The following is a 13,852-nucleotide window of genomic DNA, read 5'->3' as shown; positions in this document are numbered from 1 at the left end:
AGACCAGCATGATTCTGAAGTACTGGGTGGCCGCCGCGTTGGGCATGGCGATCGGGGCGGCCATGGCCGCCGACATTCGCTGCAACCCGGCCGGCAGCCAAATGGAAATGAACGCGTGCGCGGCCGACGACTTGCGCAAGGCCGATGCGGAGCTGAACGCCACGTGGCAGGCGTTGCTGCGCAAGGAGGCGAATGACAAGGTGTTCATCGCCAAGCTGCGCACGGCGCAGAAGGCATGGCTGGCGTTTCGCGACGCCGAGCTGGCCGCATACTTTGCGTGCGAGGACGAGAACGAGCGCATGTGTTGGGGCTCGATGTATCCGATGTCGTACAACTCGCGCAAGACGGACCTGACGCGCGAGCGCACGCGGACACTGAAGGACATGCTGGAGAACGGCCGCGTGCCCTGAGACCGGCCGAACCGCCCGCACAAAAAAAACGCCGCGATGACGCGGCGTTTTACGTTGCAGTGGCTTACTTCCCGGTAATCGAAATCACATCCGCCCCCGGCGCCCCGAACAGCTGCTCCTTCAGCAAATGCAGCTGGTCGCGTACCTGCGCGGCCTTTTCGAACTCCAGGTTCTTCGCGTGTTCGATCATCAGCTTCTCGAGGCGCTTGATCTCCTTCGAGACCTGCTTCTCGTTCATGGTCTCGTACTTCGCCGACTCCTGCGCCGCCTTCAAGTCCGTGCCCTGCCGGTTCGGATCGTAGACGCCGTCGATCATGTCCTTGATGACCTTGTTGACGCCGCGCGCGATGATGCCGTGCTTCTCGTTGTGGGCGATCTGCTTGGCGCGGCGGCGTTCCGTCTCGTCGATCGCGCGCTTCATCGAGTCCGTGATCGTGTCCGCGTACAGCAGCGCCACGCCGTTCAGGTTACGGGCGGCGCGGCCGATCGTCTGGATCAGCGAGCGTTCCGAACGCAGGAAGCCTTCCTTGTCGGCGTCGAGGATCGCGACCAGCGACACCTCCGGCAAGTCCAGGCCCTCGCGCAGCAGGTTGATGCCGACGACGACGTCGAACGTGCCGATGCGCAGATCGCGCAGGATCTCGACGCGCTCCACCGTCTCGATGTCGCTGTGCAGGTAGCGCACCTTAACGCCGTGGTCCGACAGGTATTCGGTCAGCTGCTCCGACATCCGCTTCGTCAGCGTCGTCACCAGTACGCGCTCGTTCTTCGCGATACGGTCGTTGATCTCCGAGAGCAGGTCGTCCACCTGCGTGCGCGCCGGGCGCACGATCACCTGCGGGTCGACCAGGCCGGTCGGGCGCACCACCTGTTCCACCACCTGGTCCGCATGCTTCTGTTCGTACTCGGCCGGCGTCGCGGAGACGAACACCGTCTGGCGCATCTTGTTCTCGAATTCCTCGAACTTCAGCGGCCGGTTGTCCAGCGCGGACGGCAGGCGGAAGCCGTAGTCGACGAGGTTCGTCTTGCGCGAACGGTCGCCGTTGTACATCGCCGAGAGCTGGCCGATCAGCACGTGCGATTCGTCCATGAACATCAGCGCGTCCTGCGGCAGGTAGTCGATCAGGGTTGGCGGCGGCTGGCCGGGCAGGGCGCCGGACAGGTGCCGCGAATAGTTCTCGATGCCTTTCGTGAAGCCGATTTCCGCCATCATCTCCAGGTCGAAGCGGGTGCGCTGTTCGAGGCGCTGTTCCTCGATCAGCTTGCCCTCCTTGCGGAAGAATTCCAGGCGCTCGCGCAGCTCTTCCTTGATGGTCTCGATCGCGCGCAGCACGGTCGAGCGGGGCGTCACGTAGTGCGAGCCCGGATAGACGGTGAAGCGGGGGATCTTCTGGCGCACGCGACCCGTCAGCGGGTCGAACAGCTGGATCGATTCCAGCTCGTCGTCCCACATCTCCAGGCGCACCGCCAGTTCGGCGTGTTCGGCCGGGAAGATGTCGATCGTGTCGCCCCGTACGCGGAACGTGCCGCGGCCGAAGTCCACTTCGTTGCGCGTGTACTGCATCTGGATCAGGCGGGCGATGATGTCGCGCTGGCTGACCTTGTCCTTGGCGCGCAAGGTCAGGATCATCTGGTGGTATTCGTTCGGATTACCGATACCGTAGATCGCCGACACGGTGGCGACGATGACGACGTCGCGCCGTTCCATCAGCGACTTCGTGCACGACAGCCGCATCTGCTCGATATGCTCGTTGATCGACGAGTCCTTCTCGATGAACAGGTCGCGCTGCGGCACGTAGGCTTCCGGCTGGTAGTAGTCGTAGTACGAGACGAAGTACTCGACGGCGTTCTGCGGGAAGAATTCGCGGAATTCGCTGTACAGCTGGGCAGCCAGCGTCTTGTTCGGTGCGAACACGATCGCGGGACGGCCCATGCGGGCGATCACGTTGGCCATCGTGTAGGTCTTGCCGGAACCGGTTACGCCGAGCAGCGTCTGGTACGACAAGCCGTCGGCGATCCCTTCGCACAACTGCTCGATCGCCGTGGGCTGGTCGCCGGCCGGCGGGAACGGCTGGTGCAGCTTGAAAGGGGAGTTCGGAAACGTCAGCACGGTGGGCTCGGGAGCGCCGGCCAGTGATAAATCAGCCATGTAGTCAGACCTTTGCTAGAATAGTGCGCTGCACAACATCCTGTGCAGTCTTTGCATCGCAGCCGGCACACCCGGTCGGCGCCGTGCATCGTAATTGCCGTGCATTGTGATCACCGTGCATTGTAATTGCCGCTGTAGCCAGTTTGTGTTGCTCACCACCGCTGCGAATCGCATTCAATCGAATCCAATCCTATCATGACGAATCCTTCCGTTTTCAGTGCCATCGAGATGGCTCCGCGCGACCCGATCCTGGGTATCACCGAAGCTTTTAACGCAGACACCAACCCGAACAAGATCAATCTGGGCGTCGGTGTGTATTATGACGACAACGGCAAAGTGCCGCTGCTATCGTGCGTGCAAAAGGCTGAAAACATGCTGATCGAGCAGCCCGCGCCCCGCACCTACCTGCCGATCGAGGGCCTGGCCGCGTACGACAAGGCGGTGCAGGAGCTGGTATTTGGGGCCGACAGCGCCGTCGTTCAAGAGAAACGTGCGATTACCGTGCAGGCACTGGGCGGTACGGGCGCGCTGAAGCTGGGCGCCGACTTCCTGAAGCGCTTCTCGCCGGCTTCCGAGGTCTACATCAGCGACCCGAGCTGGGAAAACCACCGCGCGCTGTTCGAAAGCGCCGGCTTCAAGGTCAACAATTACGCGTACTACGATCCCGCCACGCACGGCGTGAACTTCGCCGGCATGCTGGCCGCGCTGAAGGCAATGCCGCGCGGCGCGATCGTCGTGCTGCACGCCTGCTGCCATAACCCGACCGGTGCCGACCTGACCTCCCAGCAGTGGGACCAGGTGATTGACGCCGTCGTCACCGCCGGCCTGATCCCGTTCCTGGACATGGCTTACCAGGGCTTCGGCGCCGGCATCGCCGAAGACGGCGCCGTGGTGCGCCGCTTCGCCGCCACCGGCGTGCCGCTGCTGGTGTCGAACTCGTTCTCGAAGTCGTTCTCGCTGTACGGCGAGCGCGTCGGTGCGCTGTCCGTCGTTGCCTCGTCGGCCGACGAAGCAGCCCGCCTGCTGTCGCAACTGAAGCGCGTCGTCCGCACGAACTACTCGAACCCGCCGGTGCACGGCGGCAAGGTTGTCGCGACCGTGCTGGCCACGCCGGAACTGCGCCAGCTGTGGGAAGAGGAACTGGCCGCGATGCGCGTGCGCATCAAGGCAACCCGCGATGCGTTCGTGCAGAAGCTGAAGGAAAAGGCGCCGGGCCACGACTTCGAATTCGTGCGCCAGCAGGTCGGCATGTTCTCGTACTCGGGCCTGACGAAAGAGCAGGTCGCCAAGCTGCGCGAGCAATCGATCTACGCCGTGGACACCGGCCGCATCTGCGTCGCGGCGATGAACTCGAAGAACCTCGATATCGTTGTTGACGCGATCGCCAAAGTTCTCTAAAATCCTGCTTCTTCGTTGACGCAAGTCAGCGAAAACGGCAGCAAACGGTACGTTGAAACAAGCTTGCAGTAGTTGCTTCAAAGGTATAAAATGCTGCCTTCTAATCCCTGATAGCTCAGTCGGTAGAGCGACGGACTGTTAATCCGCAGGTCCCTGGTTCGAGTCCAGGTCGGGGAGCCAGAATTCAAGAAAGCCCAGCCAGACGGTTGGGCTTTTTTCATTGGGGGCATCGTGGAAGATATCGATCAGCGTTACCTGGTTCAGCAGAACAAAATCACCGACAGCGCAAAGCCGCCGGTCTTCGCCCGCGTCATGCGCAGCAAGGAAGGCGCGTTCGAGGGCGTCTCCTTCATCAAGAACAAGGACAAGGCGACGGTGATGACGCTGCCGGAGGCCCATGAAGCCATCGCCTGGGCCACGAAGAAAAAAGCCGGCGCGCACGAGTATGCGACCAAGATCATCTGTGTCGGCCAGTAGCGCGACTGCGAGCGACGATCCCGACAAGGGCCACGTGAAAGCGTGGCCCTTTTTGTTTGGCGCTGTTCGCGTCAAGTCGGTTTTGCTCGAGGGAACGGAACTTATTGCTCTCACTATAGTCAATGCTGGGTGTTTGTTGCGATCGCCGGCGTGAGCCGCTGCACTTGACGCGAACAGCGTGACGCGAACAGCGCATTTTGTTGGGCCGTGCGACATCGGCGCCCCTCCATCTCGACCACCACTGATTACCTGAACATTTGCGAGGCATTTGTGGGTTGGCGAAGTCTATCGTTGATCCTGTGATGCAGCGGCGTGAAACAAGAACATGCGCGACGCCGCATCCACAGGTACTCCGCAAGGACCTTCCGCCGTGTCGTTCACCGTCGGGTGACGGCCAGCGCGGCATACAACCAACGTGTCATCTTTCTGAAAGAGAGCATCATGTCAGTCATCAGTAAATACCAATTCATGGGTGGGCTGTTCAACGGGCCCGTCGTCATCCAGAACACTGCGTCGAACAACGAAGGGTTCAAACGCTCACTCGACAACGACGTGCTGACGATCCGTCGACCCAACGCCGAGATCCTGGTGCCGCTGGGCACCCTGCTGAACACGCCCGAGAATATCGGCAAGGTATCGAAGCACCTGATTGCCTCGCACGGTTCGCTGACGAGCGGCATCCGCGTCACGGCGCTGCCCTGGGTCGCCGTGCCCTATTTCCTGCAGGCGGCCGGGGCGCACATGCCGGGCGACATGCTGATCAAGGTCAGCTTTGATTTCAATTTCGATGGTCCCTGGTACAACGGCGACATCGACGGCACGATCTCGGTGTTCCTGTTCGCACGGCTCGACGGGAGTCATCACCTGCAAGTGACGCTGGACGGCACGTGGTTCACCGTGCAGGGCGGGTTGTTTGGCACCGGTATCGCATCGGACATGCTGAAGGCGGCCATGCCCGCCGTGAAAGGGGAAGTGAACAAGCTGCTCGCCGTGGCGCTGGAGAGCACGCGCAACATCCCGTTCGCGACGATGTACATGATGCCTGGGAACGGTGTTCGCATCCCCGGCGCATTCTTGCAGGACGCCAGCAGCGACCTGTCCCTCGGCTTGCTGGTAGGTTAAGAAAGGAACATGAACATGGAACACGATCAAAAACTGGTGGAAGCGGTGCGTGCGTTGCTGAGCGACGCAGGGTATGGCGACATCGCCACGCGACAGGACGACAACGGTGTGCTGCTGACCGGCACGCGCGGCCGCGGCGGTGTCGTGATGCGCCTGACGGCGGACATGGGGCAGGTCGCGCGCGACACGGAACACGGCGGGCCCGAAACCACGGAACGTTCGAGCGAGGCCGTCTTCCAGGCCCCCGCGCTGGAAGGCGTCGTCGAGGCGCTGCGTGCCAATCCGGAGCTGGCGAAGTCGATGCGCATCCCTGAAGCGCATCTGAAGCACCTGCGGTAACGCGCTCAGCGCCGCTGGCCGGACGCCGTGTGCGCGGCACCGGCCAGCAAGCGCTGCGCCAGCCTCTCGATGTCCGCCGATACGGCGGTTCCCAGCGCTGCCTGGGCGATACGCTGGTAGCGGCGGTAGGCCGCCATGCCCTGGTCGTATTGTCCGCAGTCGAGGTGGATCCCGATCAGCTGGGCGCTGAGCACCTTGTTGCACGGGTCCGCTTCCAATGCGTGTTCCAGCAACAGCGCCGCCGCCGCCGCGTCACCCGCCTGGGCCAGCGCGCTGGCCGTGCCGCCCAATGCCCGTACCACCTTGCCCCGCCATAGTTCGCGCCGCGCCAGCAGCCACGGAGCGCCGTCGCCCGCCAGCAGGTCGCCGCGGTACAGCGCCATCACGTCGTGCGCGGCCGCCAGCAGCGCCTCGGCATCGGCTTCGTCGCCTTGCGCGCGCGCCAGGTCCGGTATCGGTCCGCGCTGCAGGCTGCCGCCATGCGGCGGCACCGCGTCGCCTGGCCAGTCCGCGCCTCCTTGTTGCGCCTGTTCCTCGCGATGATAGCCGTGCGCCTGCAGCTGGCCGGCATATTCCCGCGTCAGCGCCGCCAGGACAGGGAGCGCGTCGTCCAGCGCCGCCGCATCGCACCAGCACAGGTCCGGCGCCAGCGACAGCGCCCCCTGCTTCAACAGCACGGTGCCGGCGCCGATCGTCGCGCGCAGGCGCGACAGCGTCGTCTCTAGCGCATGGCGCGCACTGTCGCCGTCCGTGTCGGGCCACAGCAACTCGGCGGCGCGGTCGGCCGGCACGCTGCCGGGCGCATGGGCCGCGACGAGCTTCAGCATGTCGAGCTGGCGATGCTTCGACTTGCCTTGCGAGGCCAGCGGCGCGCCGTCCAGGCGCAGGTCGAAAGGGCCGAACACGCGCAGTTGTACGGGACGTGGCCAGTTGGCGCCCGCGCCGTCGGGCGGCGCCAGACGGTAACCCCGTACCAGGGCCTGCGCCGCGTCGACCGCGATGCCGCAGGCCAGCGCGTGGGCGCACAGCGGCGTGAGGATGTGGGGCGTCGCGAAGGTCAGGTACGGCGTGCCCTCCGCCATGATGGCTTCCAGCGCCGCGGCCAGCGCTTGCTGCGCTTCCCGTAGTCGCGCGGAGCCGAGGCTACGCCGCAATGCCGCAGGCGCAAGCGCGGCGCCATCGGTACCGGTCAGGGCCAGCCATGCGTCGAACAGGTCCGCATGGACGCAAGCCAGTGGCGATCCACAAGTGGCGCCGAGCCCGCGTAACGTCGTCACCGCCGCCGTGCACGCATGCCGCTCGAACAAGGTGCGCGCCAGCGTGGCGGCGATTGCCGCATACACTTCGTACGGCACGCTGCCGAAGCTGTGTGCGGCACGCTGGGCCAGCTCGGCATGTTCCAGCGCGGCGCGGCCGTCGCCCCGCCAGCTGGCCAGCCACGCTTGCGTCAGCTGCAGGTGTCCCACCAGGTTGTAGTGGCGTGGCGGCGTTTGCGCCGCGACTCCGTCGACGATGGCCTGGGCCTTCGCCACGTCGCCACGCAGCATGCAGGCGCTCGCATGAATCAGCGCGTAATGGGGCGCCATGATGCGGATGCCGGTGTCGTCGGAGCTGGCGCACGCCGCCGCATACGTGGCGTCCACGCGCGCCATGTCTAGGCTCGCCACGTCCGCGTACAGCCGCAGCAGGAACGACAGGTAGCGCGCGTAGGCACCCATGGCGGCCGATTCGGGCAGGGCAGCCATCAATGCGTGCAGTGAACGCAGGCTGGCGTAACGGCCCGTCTGGAAGAAGTGCTGGGCCAGCATCGATGCCAGGCGCACCTTCAATGTCGTGTCGGCGCCGCCGCGCAGCGCATCCAGCGCACGACCCTGCCACAGCGGCATGTCGCGATGGCCCGGGTCCGTCATGAACATCGCGCTCCACACGCTGTGGGTCAGGTGCGCCTGCAGCGCGGGGTCGGGCAGGTTGGCGTAGTCGGCTTCCGCATCGACGTGCCGTTGCAGGAAGCCGCGCAGCGGCTCGTCCGCCGCGCCGCTGAAAAAATACGAGCTGATGATGGTGGAGAGCGCGAGGAAGCGATGCCGGGGTTCGCTTAGCGCCGTGAACGCGGGCAGCGCGCGTAGCAGCGCGCTGCGCGCCCGCGCCGTGTCGCTCATGAAGACGGCGAGTCCCAGCCAGTAGTAATGCCATGCGTCGCGGTACTGTTCCGGCAGCGTGTCGATCCAGTGCGCCAGCGTGGCATGCCGGGCGCTGGCCAGCATGGCTTGCGCGTGCGCGGAGATCAGGCTGGCGGCCCGCTCGGGCAGTCCGTGTTCCAGGGCCAGTTCGATGGCCGCCTCGCTGTTGTCGCTTCCGTGCAGAAGATCGATGCAGGCGGCGATCGTCGCGCAGCGTTCCGCGCGCGGCAGCCGCGCCGTCGCCCATTTGCGCAGGAAGCCTTGCAGCAGGGGGTGCAACGCGTACTGCCGCCCCGGGTATTCGTAGATCAGCCCCCCTTGGGCCGCCAGCCGTGCGAGGAAGTCGGCCGCCTCCGTCCAGCCGGACAGGGTCACGCTCCAGGCACCGTTGAAGTAGGGCAGCCAGCACACAGCCAGCAAGGTTGCCTGCTGCTCCGGGCCGAACGCACCGAACACCTCTTCGGCGAGGTAACCCACCATCGGCTCGGACAGCACATCCTGCGCACCGGGCACCGCAGCGGGCCACCGGCGCAACCACGCCGCCACCAGCGCCACGCCGGCCGGCCAGCCACGCGTGTAGTGGAACACCGCATTGCCGACCGCCTCCGCATGCCCGACGCCCAGCACGTTGAGCAGCACTTCCGTTTCCGCCCGGCTGAACGCCAGCGCCGTGGCATCGAGCGCGTGCAGCGCGCCATTGGCGATGAGGCGCGCGCAGGCGTCCGGCGGCGCCGCGCGGCTGACGATCACGACCCGGATTGCCGGCGGCAGCTCGGCCGCCAGCACGTCCAGCAGCAGCTTGAAGAACGGGGTGTCCTGGCAGCGGTGCGCGTCGTCCATCACGATGCAGCCGGGCATGGCATCCTTCCGTGACGCGGCGCCGAGGGAGCGGATGAACAGACGCAGGTAGCCCTGCAACGCGGGCAAATGCTCGCGCAGCAGTTCCGGAGCATGCCAGCCCGGCGCCAGGCCGCCGTTGCCGATGGCTTGCTCGAGGTACAGCAGAAAGCTCGCAGGGTCGGTATCCGTTTCATCGAGCCGCAGCCAGGCCACCTGGGCGCCGGAGGCGGCACACAGTTCCAGCGCCAGGCTGGTCTTGCCGGCTCCGGCAGGACCGACGATCCACGTCAACGGGGCTGGTTCCGCCAGCAAGGGGGCGACGGCGCCGGGGCGCCCGATCAGGCGCGCCACCGGGCGGCACGTTTTGGCAAGCAGGCGCATGGCGGTTCCCGTGGCATCGGAAGACACTCCAGCTTAGCGCCAAATCTTCAAACAACAACTGTTTTCTCGGCTGAATCGTCGCTTGCGATTTGCTAGGCCGGGTCCACCGTGTTGGAGATCGTGAACGACGCGTAGGCCTTGTCGCCGTCGTACGCATGCACGTCGGCGCTGTAGCTGTAGCCGGCCGGGATGATGAACGGCAGCAGTTGCGCTTCGACGTAGTCGTCCTCGCCCTTGCCGTCGTGGTAGCAGCGCAACGTCGTGCTGACCATCACCGCGTCATTGTCGAGCAGGTCGAGCGACAGGGTCAGGCGGCCCAGCGCGTCGTCGCAGCGCAGGTCGAACTGCTTGCGCACGTGCGTCGATGACGCTGGCCCCACCTGCGCGATCGCATAGATATCGCCGATCGTGTAGGGGTCGAATGCGGCAGCGAATTCGTAATCGACGGTGCGCATCCAGCCGTCGATGACAAGGCGGCGGAACAGGTGCGCCGGCGGCTGCAAGTCGATCGCCACCTGCGCCGTCTGGTTAGCGGCAACCGTGGTGGTGGCCGTGCCGCGCAACGTTCCGTACTCCACTTCCAGCTGCACCGGCCCGGTGCCGACGTGCTCGAACAAGAAGCTGCCGTCTTTCTGCGTGGTGACGAAGTGCGTGGCGTCGCGTGCGACGCGCGCGCCGACCACGGGCTGGCCCGCGTCGCGCACGATGCCGGCGACGGCCCCGAACTGCGTCTGCGTCTTCCACTCGTAGAGGGTGACTTCTTCCCAGCGCGCCGGACGATACAGCAGCGGTTCCATGTCGCCATACAGCGGTGCGTCGTAGAACGCCAGGTTGGCGGGACTGACCGCCTGCGCGTCGCCGGGCGTGCGCCACTTGTCGGAGTTGGTGGCATCGGCGTCGCACCAGTCGAAGGCAAATGCGTTCAGCATCTGGTTCGCGCTCTGGTCGGCCACGTCGGTCAGGATTTCGCCGAGCCAGCCGGCCTCCTGCAGCACCATCTCGCGGACCTTCGTGAACAGCATCGCCCCTGCCGCCGCGCGTTCGGTTTCCTGGTAAAGGTACAGGCCATCCGGCGTGGAGGGCACGATCTGCGCACCTTCCTTCAGGTCGGCCTGCTCCAGCAGGCCGCCTTCCATCGGCACGCCGGCCTGCCGGATCGCATGCCACAGCAGCGACGAGCAGACGGTGGGATAGGTGTTGGCGGCCCAGCGCGCGCTGGCCGGAGCCTTGTCCGTCGTGGCGATGCGCGGGTCTGTGTAGCAGAAGAAGCGGTAGTGACTCTTGCCGGCCTGTTGCGCGGCGAAGTCGGCGATGCCGTTCAGCGTCTGGCGGATCTCCAGGGTTTCGTCGAGTGGCTTGATGACGAGGGCCGGCGCCAGCGTCAGCGCATCGCCGCCCAGGTCCGGCTTGCCCTCCAGCGTGCCGAAGTCGAGGATCTGGTACAGCGCGGCGCTGTCGATATCGAACAGCCATTCGCCGTTGACGGCCTGCTCCACCGTTTGCGTGATCACGCCGGGCCACGCGTACTTGAGCGCATCCGGGCGGAAGCCGTCCGTGCCCAGGAACGCCGCGCTGGTCAGCCTGGCCTGGGATGCCGTGGAGTGCGTGATTTCGTCGAAATTGCGCGTCATGATGCCGGAGTGGGAGTACGCTTGCGACGGCGAGACGCTTTGCAGCACGCGCGAGACCAGGCTGCCGTCGCCGGGATTGAGTACCAGGTCGCCCTTGCGTGCGTTCATGAAGCGGGCCGGCAGGAAGATCCATTTCTTCACGGCCGTGGGCACGCATTCCATGTTCGCCGGGACCTGGCCCGGCAGATTCCACGGCTCGCAGCTCGCTCCTTCCACTGCGGGCGCCGGCTCCACGTGCAGCGCCTGCGCGGCCGGCTCGGCCAGGTGCGCGGCCGGGTGCGCGGGCGCCGGCCGGCGCAGTGCGTTCGCCAGCGCGTCGGGCAAGGGCCGCACACGGGCGCCGTTGGCGCGTGCCGTCGTCGGGGCCGGCAGCAGATTGCGTTCGGTCAGCCGCAGCACTTCCGGCATGCCGATCGACGTGGCGCTGGCCACCAGGCCGCGGCTCACCAGGTCTTCCAGCATCTGCTGGGCGGCCGGGTTTACCTGCATGCCGGCGCCGAGGTGTTGGGGCACGTCGAAATATGCCGTGACCCGCACCGGCAGGCCGTCCGGGGCCGTGCCGCGATAATGCACCGCCAGCGCGGTGGCGTGGGCCGGCACCTGCGCCGTGGGAATGGCGACGTCCACGCGTGTCTCGGCATTCGCCGCCAGCACGATCCGGCATGGCTGCGTGCCGCGCGGGTCGAATGTGCGCGGGCCTTCGGCGGCGATCAGTTCCACCTGCATGCTCGTCAGCGTCAACGCCGCCGGTTCGGGATTGCGCACGCTGAAGCCAGCGCGGAAACAGCCGTCGCCATGCCGCACGCTGAGGTCGCACTGGCGAAGGGGTGGCCGCACGATGCCGCGCTGGCGCGACAGGAAGTAGGGGTTGGCGATGCTGACGCTGCGCCGGATCACCCGCACCGGCCGGCCCGGTTCCTGCAGCGTGAGCGTGATGTGGAATACCGTATGGGGCCGGTGCGGGTCGAGCCGGTCGCCGAAATCGTGTTCGATGTACGGCCGCCGGGTATGCATCGTCACGCCGTCCAGGTTCCAGCCGTAGGTGGGCTGGGTGACGCTTGCCAGCACGGGAATGTCGATGTCGCCCGGCGGCGGCAGGAGCGTACTGTCCGCCAGCCCGGCGTGCGCCGCGCGGGGCCGGATCGGGCCGGGGGGAATCGCCGGACCGGATGCCGATGCCTGGTCTTGCTTACGGGGCGGCATGCGCGGCGTGTCAGGGGCGGCGTTGGCCCGGGCATTGATCACCACGAAGCCCAGCGCGGTCGGCTTGTGCGGCAGCACGTGTGCCCGCAGCAGCGGCGGGGCCCTGCCGTCCGCCGGCTGCGTGATGTCGACCTGCGCCTGCATCGTCTGCAGCGTATTGCGAGCGCCGGCCGCCACGTGGATCGTCTTCGTGCCGGCACAATTCCACACGAGATAGTGTTTCGATCCGGCGATGCCGTTGATGGTGATGCTGGCGGTTTCCGTATTGTCGTAAGGGTGGCCGTTGGGGGCGAGCACTTCGACGCAGATACTTTCGCCGACGGCGGCGGTAACAGGAGTGCAGACGATCGAGCCGATCACGGCGGAGGGCAGTGGCGCTGGCATGGTATTCCTTCAGGTAATGGTCGGTAAGGGAGCGGGCGACGGTGGCGTAACCACTGGCGCAGTCTGGGCCTGTCCCACCCACAAATCGCCCACAAATGGTCATCGCGAGCGGCACGTTCATGCCGCTCGCGGGCCGTTTCGCGCCGCTGCGGCGCCATTTCGTCGCGGCACCGTTGCCAGCGCGGCATCGGCAAGTCAGAATGCGCCATGAACTCGACCAAATCCACCGTTCCGGCACGCCCCGCCGCTGAACGATCCATCCGGCTCCGCCGTCCTTTCCCCTGGCGCCGCTTTGGCATCGACGCCTGCTGGATGGTGCTCATCGTCACGCTATGTGCCGCGATCATCACGTGGGGCTTCGGCAACGGCAATCACTTCCTGGGCAACCTCGTGATCTCGGCATGCATCGGCGGGTTCGCGTTCGGCATCATCGACGGTATCCGGCTCGCGTTCTGGGGTGAAGGCAATCGGCCCGGCTGGCTGCCGTTTGCCTGCATCGTGGCGGTGGGGGTACCGGTCGGCCAGATCGCCGGGGCGCGGCTGGCGGCGTGGCTGCTGGGCGTCCAGCTGACGAACCTGCACACGCTGGGTTCCGGTCGCACCACGGGTATGCTGCTGTTCACCCTGCTGGCCACCGGCGGCGTCACGCTGTTCTTCGCCAGCCGCGACCGCGTGATCCGCGCCGAAGCCGCCGCCGCCGAGGAACGCGCCCGCGCCGAAGCTGTCGAGCGCCAGGCGCTGCAGGCGCAGCTGCAATTGCTGCAGGCGCAGATCGAACCGCACATGCTGTTCAACACGCTGGCCAACCTGCAAGGCCTGATCGCGCTTGACCCGGCGCGGGCGCAGCACATGCTGGACCAGCTGATCCAGTACCTGCGCGCCACGTTGTCGTCGTCGCGCGCCGAGCGCACCACGCTCGCGCAGGAGTTCAAGCTGCTCGATGCCTACCTCGGCCTGATGTCGGTACGGATGGGCGCGCGGCTGTCGTACGGCTGCGCGTTGCCGCCGGAATTGCGCGACGTCGCGATTCCGCCGATGCTGCTGCAACCGCTCGTCGAGAACGCGATCGCGCATGGCCTGGAGCCGACGATCGACGGCGGCCACGTGCAGATCGCCGCGGCGCGGCATGGCGACCTGCTCGAGTTGACCGTCACCGACAACGGCCGCGGCCTCGCCGCAGGCCCGGGCAAGCCCGGCACGGGCGTCGGCCTCGCGAACACGCGCGCACGCCTGCATGCGCTGTTCGGCGCGCAGGCCGATGCGACGCTGACGCCGGGCGACGGCGGCGGCGCGGTCGCCCGCCTCACCATTCCTCTCAACTTCGCTCAACCATAAGAC

Annotated in this window: 9 protein-coding genes and 1 tRNA gene; 7 read left to right on the top strand and 3 right to left on the bottom strand. The window is 66.3% G+C overall.

Annotated features, from left to right (window positions below; all coding sequences use genetic code 11):
- Positions 1 to 8 precede the first annotated feature (8 nt).
- Positions 9 to 410, top strand: coding sequence for a lysozyme inhibitor LprI family protein (locus tag IP92_RS26730; protein WP_145881065.1), 402 nt, complete (start codon positions 9 to 11; stop codon positions 408 to 410).
- A 64-nt stretch (positions 411 to 474) separates the two neighbouring features.
- Here the strand turns inward: IP92_RS26730 and uvrB are convergent, their stop codons facing one another.
- Positions 475 to 2,559, bottom strand: coding sequence for an excinuclease ABC subunit UvrB (gene uvrB / locus IP92_RS26725; RefSeq protein ID WP_145881063.1), 2,085 nt, complete (start codon positions 2,557 to 2,559; stop codon positions 475 to 477).
- Positions 2,560 to 2,754: 195 nt separating this feature from the next.
- Between uvrB and IP92_RS26720 the strand changes: the two genes are divergently transcribed.
- From IP92_RS26720 to IP92_RS26700, 5 genes are all read left to right on the top strand, one after another.
- Positions 2,755 to 3,957, top strand: a complete 1,203-nt coding sequence (locus IP92_RS26720) for an amino acid aminotransferase (RefSeq protein ID WP_145881061.1) — start codon at positions 2,755 to 2,757, stop codon at positions 3,955 to 3,957.
- A 104-nt stretch (positions 3,958 to 4,061) separates the two neighbouring features.
- Positions 4,062 to 4,137: transfer RNA gene (locus IP92_RS26715), tRNA-Asn, on the top strand.
- Positions 4,138 to 4,188: 51 nt separating this feature from the next.
- Complete coding sequence (locus IP92_RS26710; protein WP_145881058.1) at positions 4,189 to 4,434, top strand: hypothetical protein; 246 nt, start codon at positions 4,189 to 4,191, stop codon at positions 4,432 to 4,434.
- A 441-nt stretch (positions 4,435 to 4,875) separates the two neighbouring features.
- The gene (locus tag IP92_RS26705; RefSeq protein ID WP_145881056.1) at positions 4,876 to 5,556 is read left to right on the top strand and encodes a hypothetical protein; all 681 of its coding nucleotides are present in this window, start codon (positions 4,876 to 4,878) and stop codon (positions 5,554 to 5,556) included.
- Between the two features lie 15 nt (positions 5,557 to 5,571).
- On the top strand, positions 5,572 to 5,895 hold the full coding sequence (locus tag IP92_RS26700) for a hypothetical protein (RefSeq protein ID WP_145881054.1): 324 nt from the start codon (positions 5,572 to 5,574) through the stop codon (positions 5,893 to 5,895).
- A gap of 5 nt (positions 5,896 to 5,900) precedes the next feature.
- Here the strand turns inward: IP92_RS26700 and IP92_RS26695 are convergent, their stop codons facing one another.
- Positions 5,901 to 9,296: an AfsR/SARP family transcriptional regulator gene (locus IP92_RS26695; RefSeq protein ID WP_145881052.1), complete on the bottom strand. Its 3,396-nt coding sequence runs from the start codon at positions 9,294 to 9,296 to the stop codon at positions 5,901 to 5,903.
- A 92-nt stretch (positions 9,297 to 9,388) separates the two neighbouring features.
- Positions 9,389 to 12,514, bottom strand: a complete 3,126-nt coding sequence (locus IP92_RS26690; protein WP_145881050.1) for a carboxypeptidase-like regulatory domain-containing protein — start codon at positions 12,512 to 12,514, stop codon at positions 9,389 to 9,391.
- A 207-nt stretch (positions 12,515 to 12,721) separates the two neighbouring features.
- Between IP92_RS26690 and IP92_RS26685 the strand changes: the two genes are divergently transcribed.
- Positions 12,722 to 13,849 (top strand): sensor histidine kinase, encoded by a 1,128-nt coding sequence (locus tag IP92_RS26685; RefSeq protein WP_145881048.1) that lies wholly within the window; start codon positions 12,722 to 12,724, stop codon positions 13,847 to 13,849.
- Positions 13,850 to 13,852 lie beyond the last annotated feature (3 nt).

The sequence above is a fragment of the Pseudoduganella flava genome, assembly GCF_007830495.1.
GTDB classification, from domain to species: Bacteria; Pseudomonadota; Gammaproteobacteria; order Burkholderiales; family Burkholderiaceae_D; genus Rugamonas; species Rugamonas flava.
This window is presented reverse-complemented; position numbering and strand designations above follow the sequence as displayed.

Bases quoted from the DNA above. Each gene is read 5' to 3' on its own strand.
- IP92_RS26730 (WP_145881065.1), top strand. From the start codon at position 9: ATGATTCTGAAGTACTGGGTGGCCGCCGCGTTGGGCATGGCGATCGGG.
- IP92_RS26695 (WP_145881052.1), bottom strand. From the start codon at position 9,296: ATGCGCCTGCTTGCCAAAACGTGCCGCCCGGTGGCGCGCCTGATCGGG.
- IP92_RS26705 (WP_145881056.1), top strand. From the start codon at position 4,876: ATGTCAGTCATCAGTAAATACCAATTCATGGGTGGGCTGTTCAACGGG.
- IP92_RS26685 (WP_145881048.1), top strand. From the start codon at position 12,722: ATGAACTCGACCAAATCCACCGTTCCGGCACGCCCCGCCGCTGAACGA.
- IP92_RS26690 (WP_145881050.1), bottom strand. From the start codon at position 12,514: ATGCCAGCGCCACTGCCCTCCGCCGTGATCGGCTCGATCGTCTGCACT.
- IP92_RS26700 (WP_145881054.1), top strand. From the start codon at position 5,572: ATGGAACACGATCAAAAACTGGTGGAAGCGGTGCGTGCGTTGCTGAGC.
- uvrB (WP_145881063.1), bottom strand. From the start codon at position 2,559: ATGGCTGATTTATCACTGGCCGGCGCTCCCGAGCCCACCGTGCTGACG.
- IP92_RS26720 (WP_145881061.1), top strand. From the start codon at position 2,755: ATGACGAATCCTTCCGTTTTCAGTGCCATCGAGATGGCTCCGCGCGAC.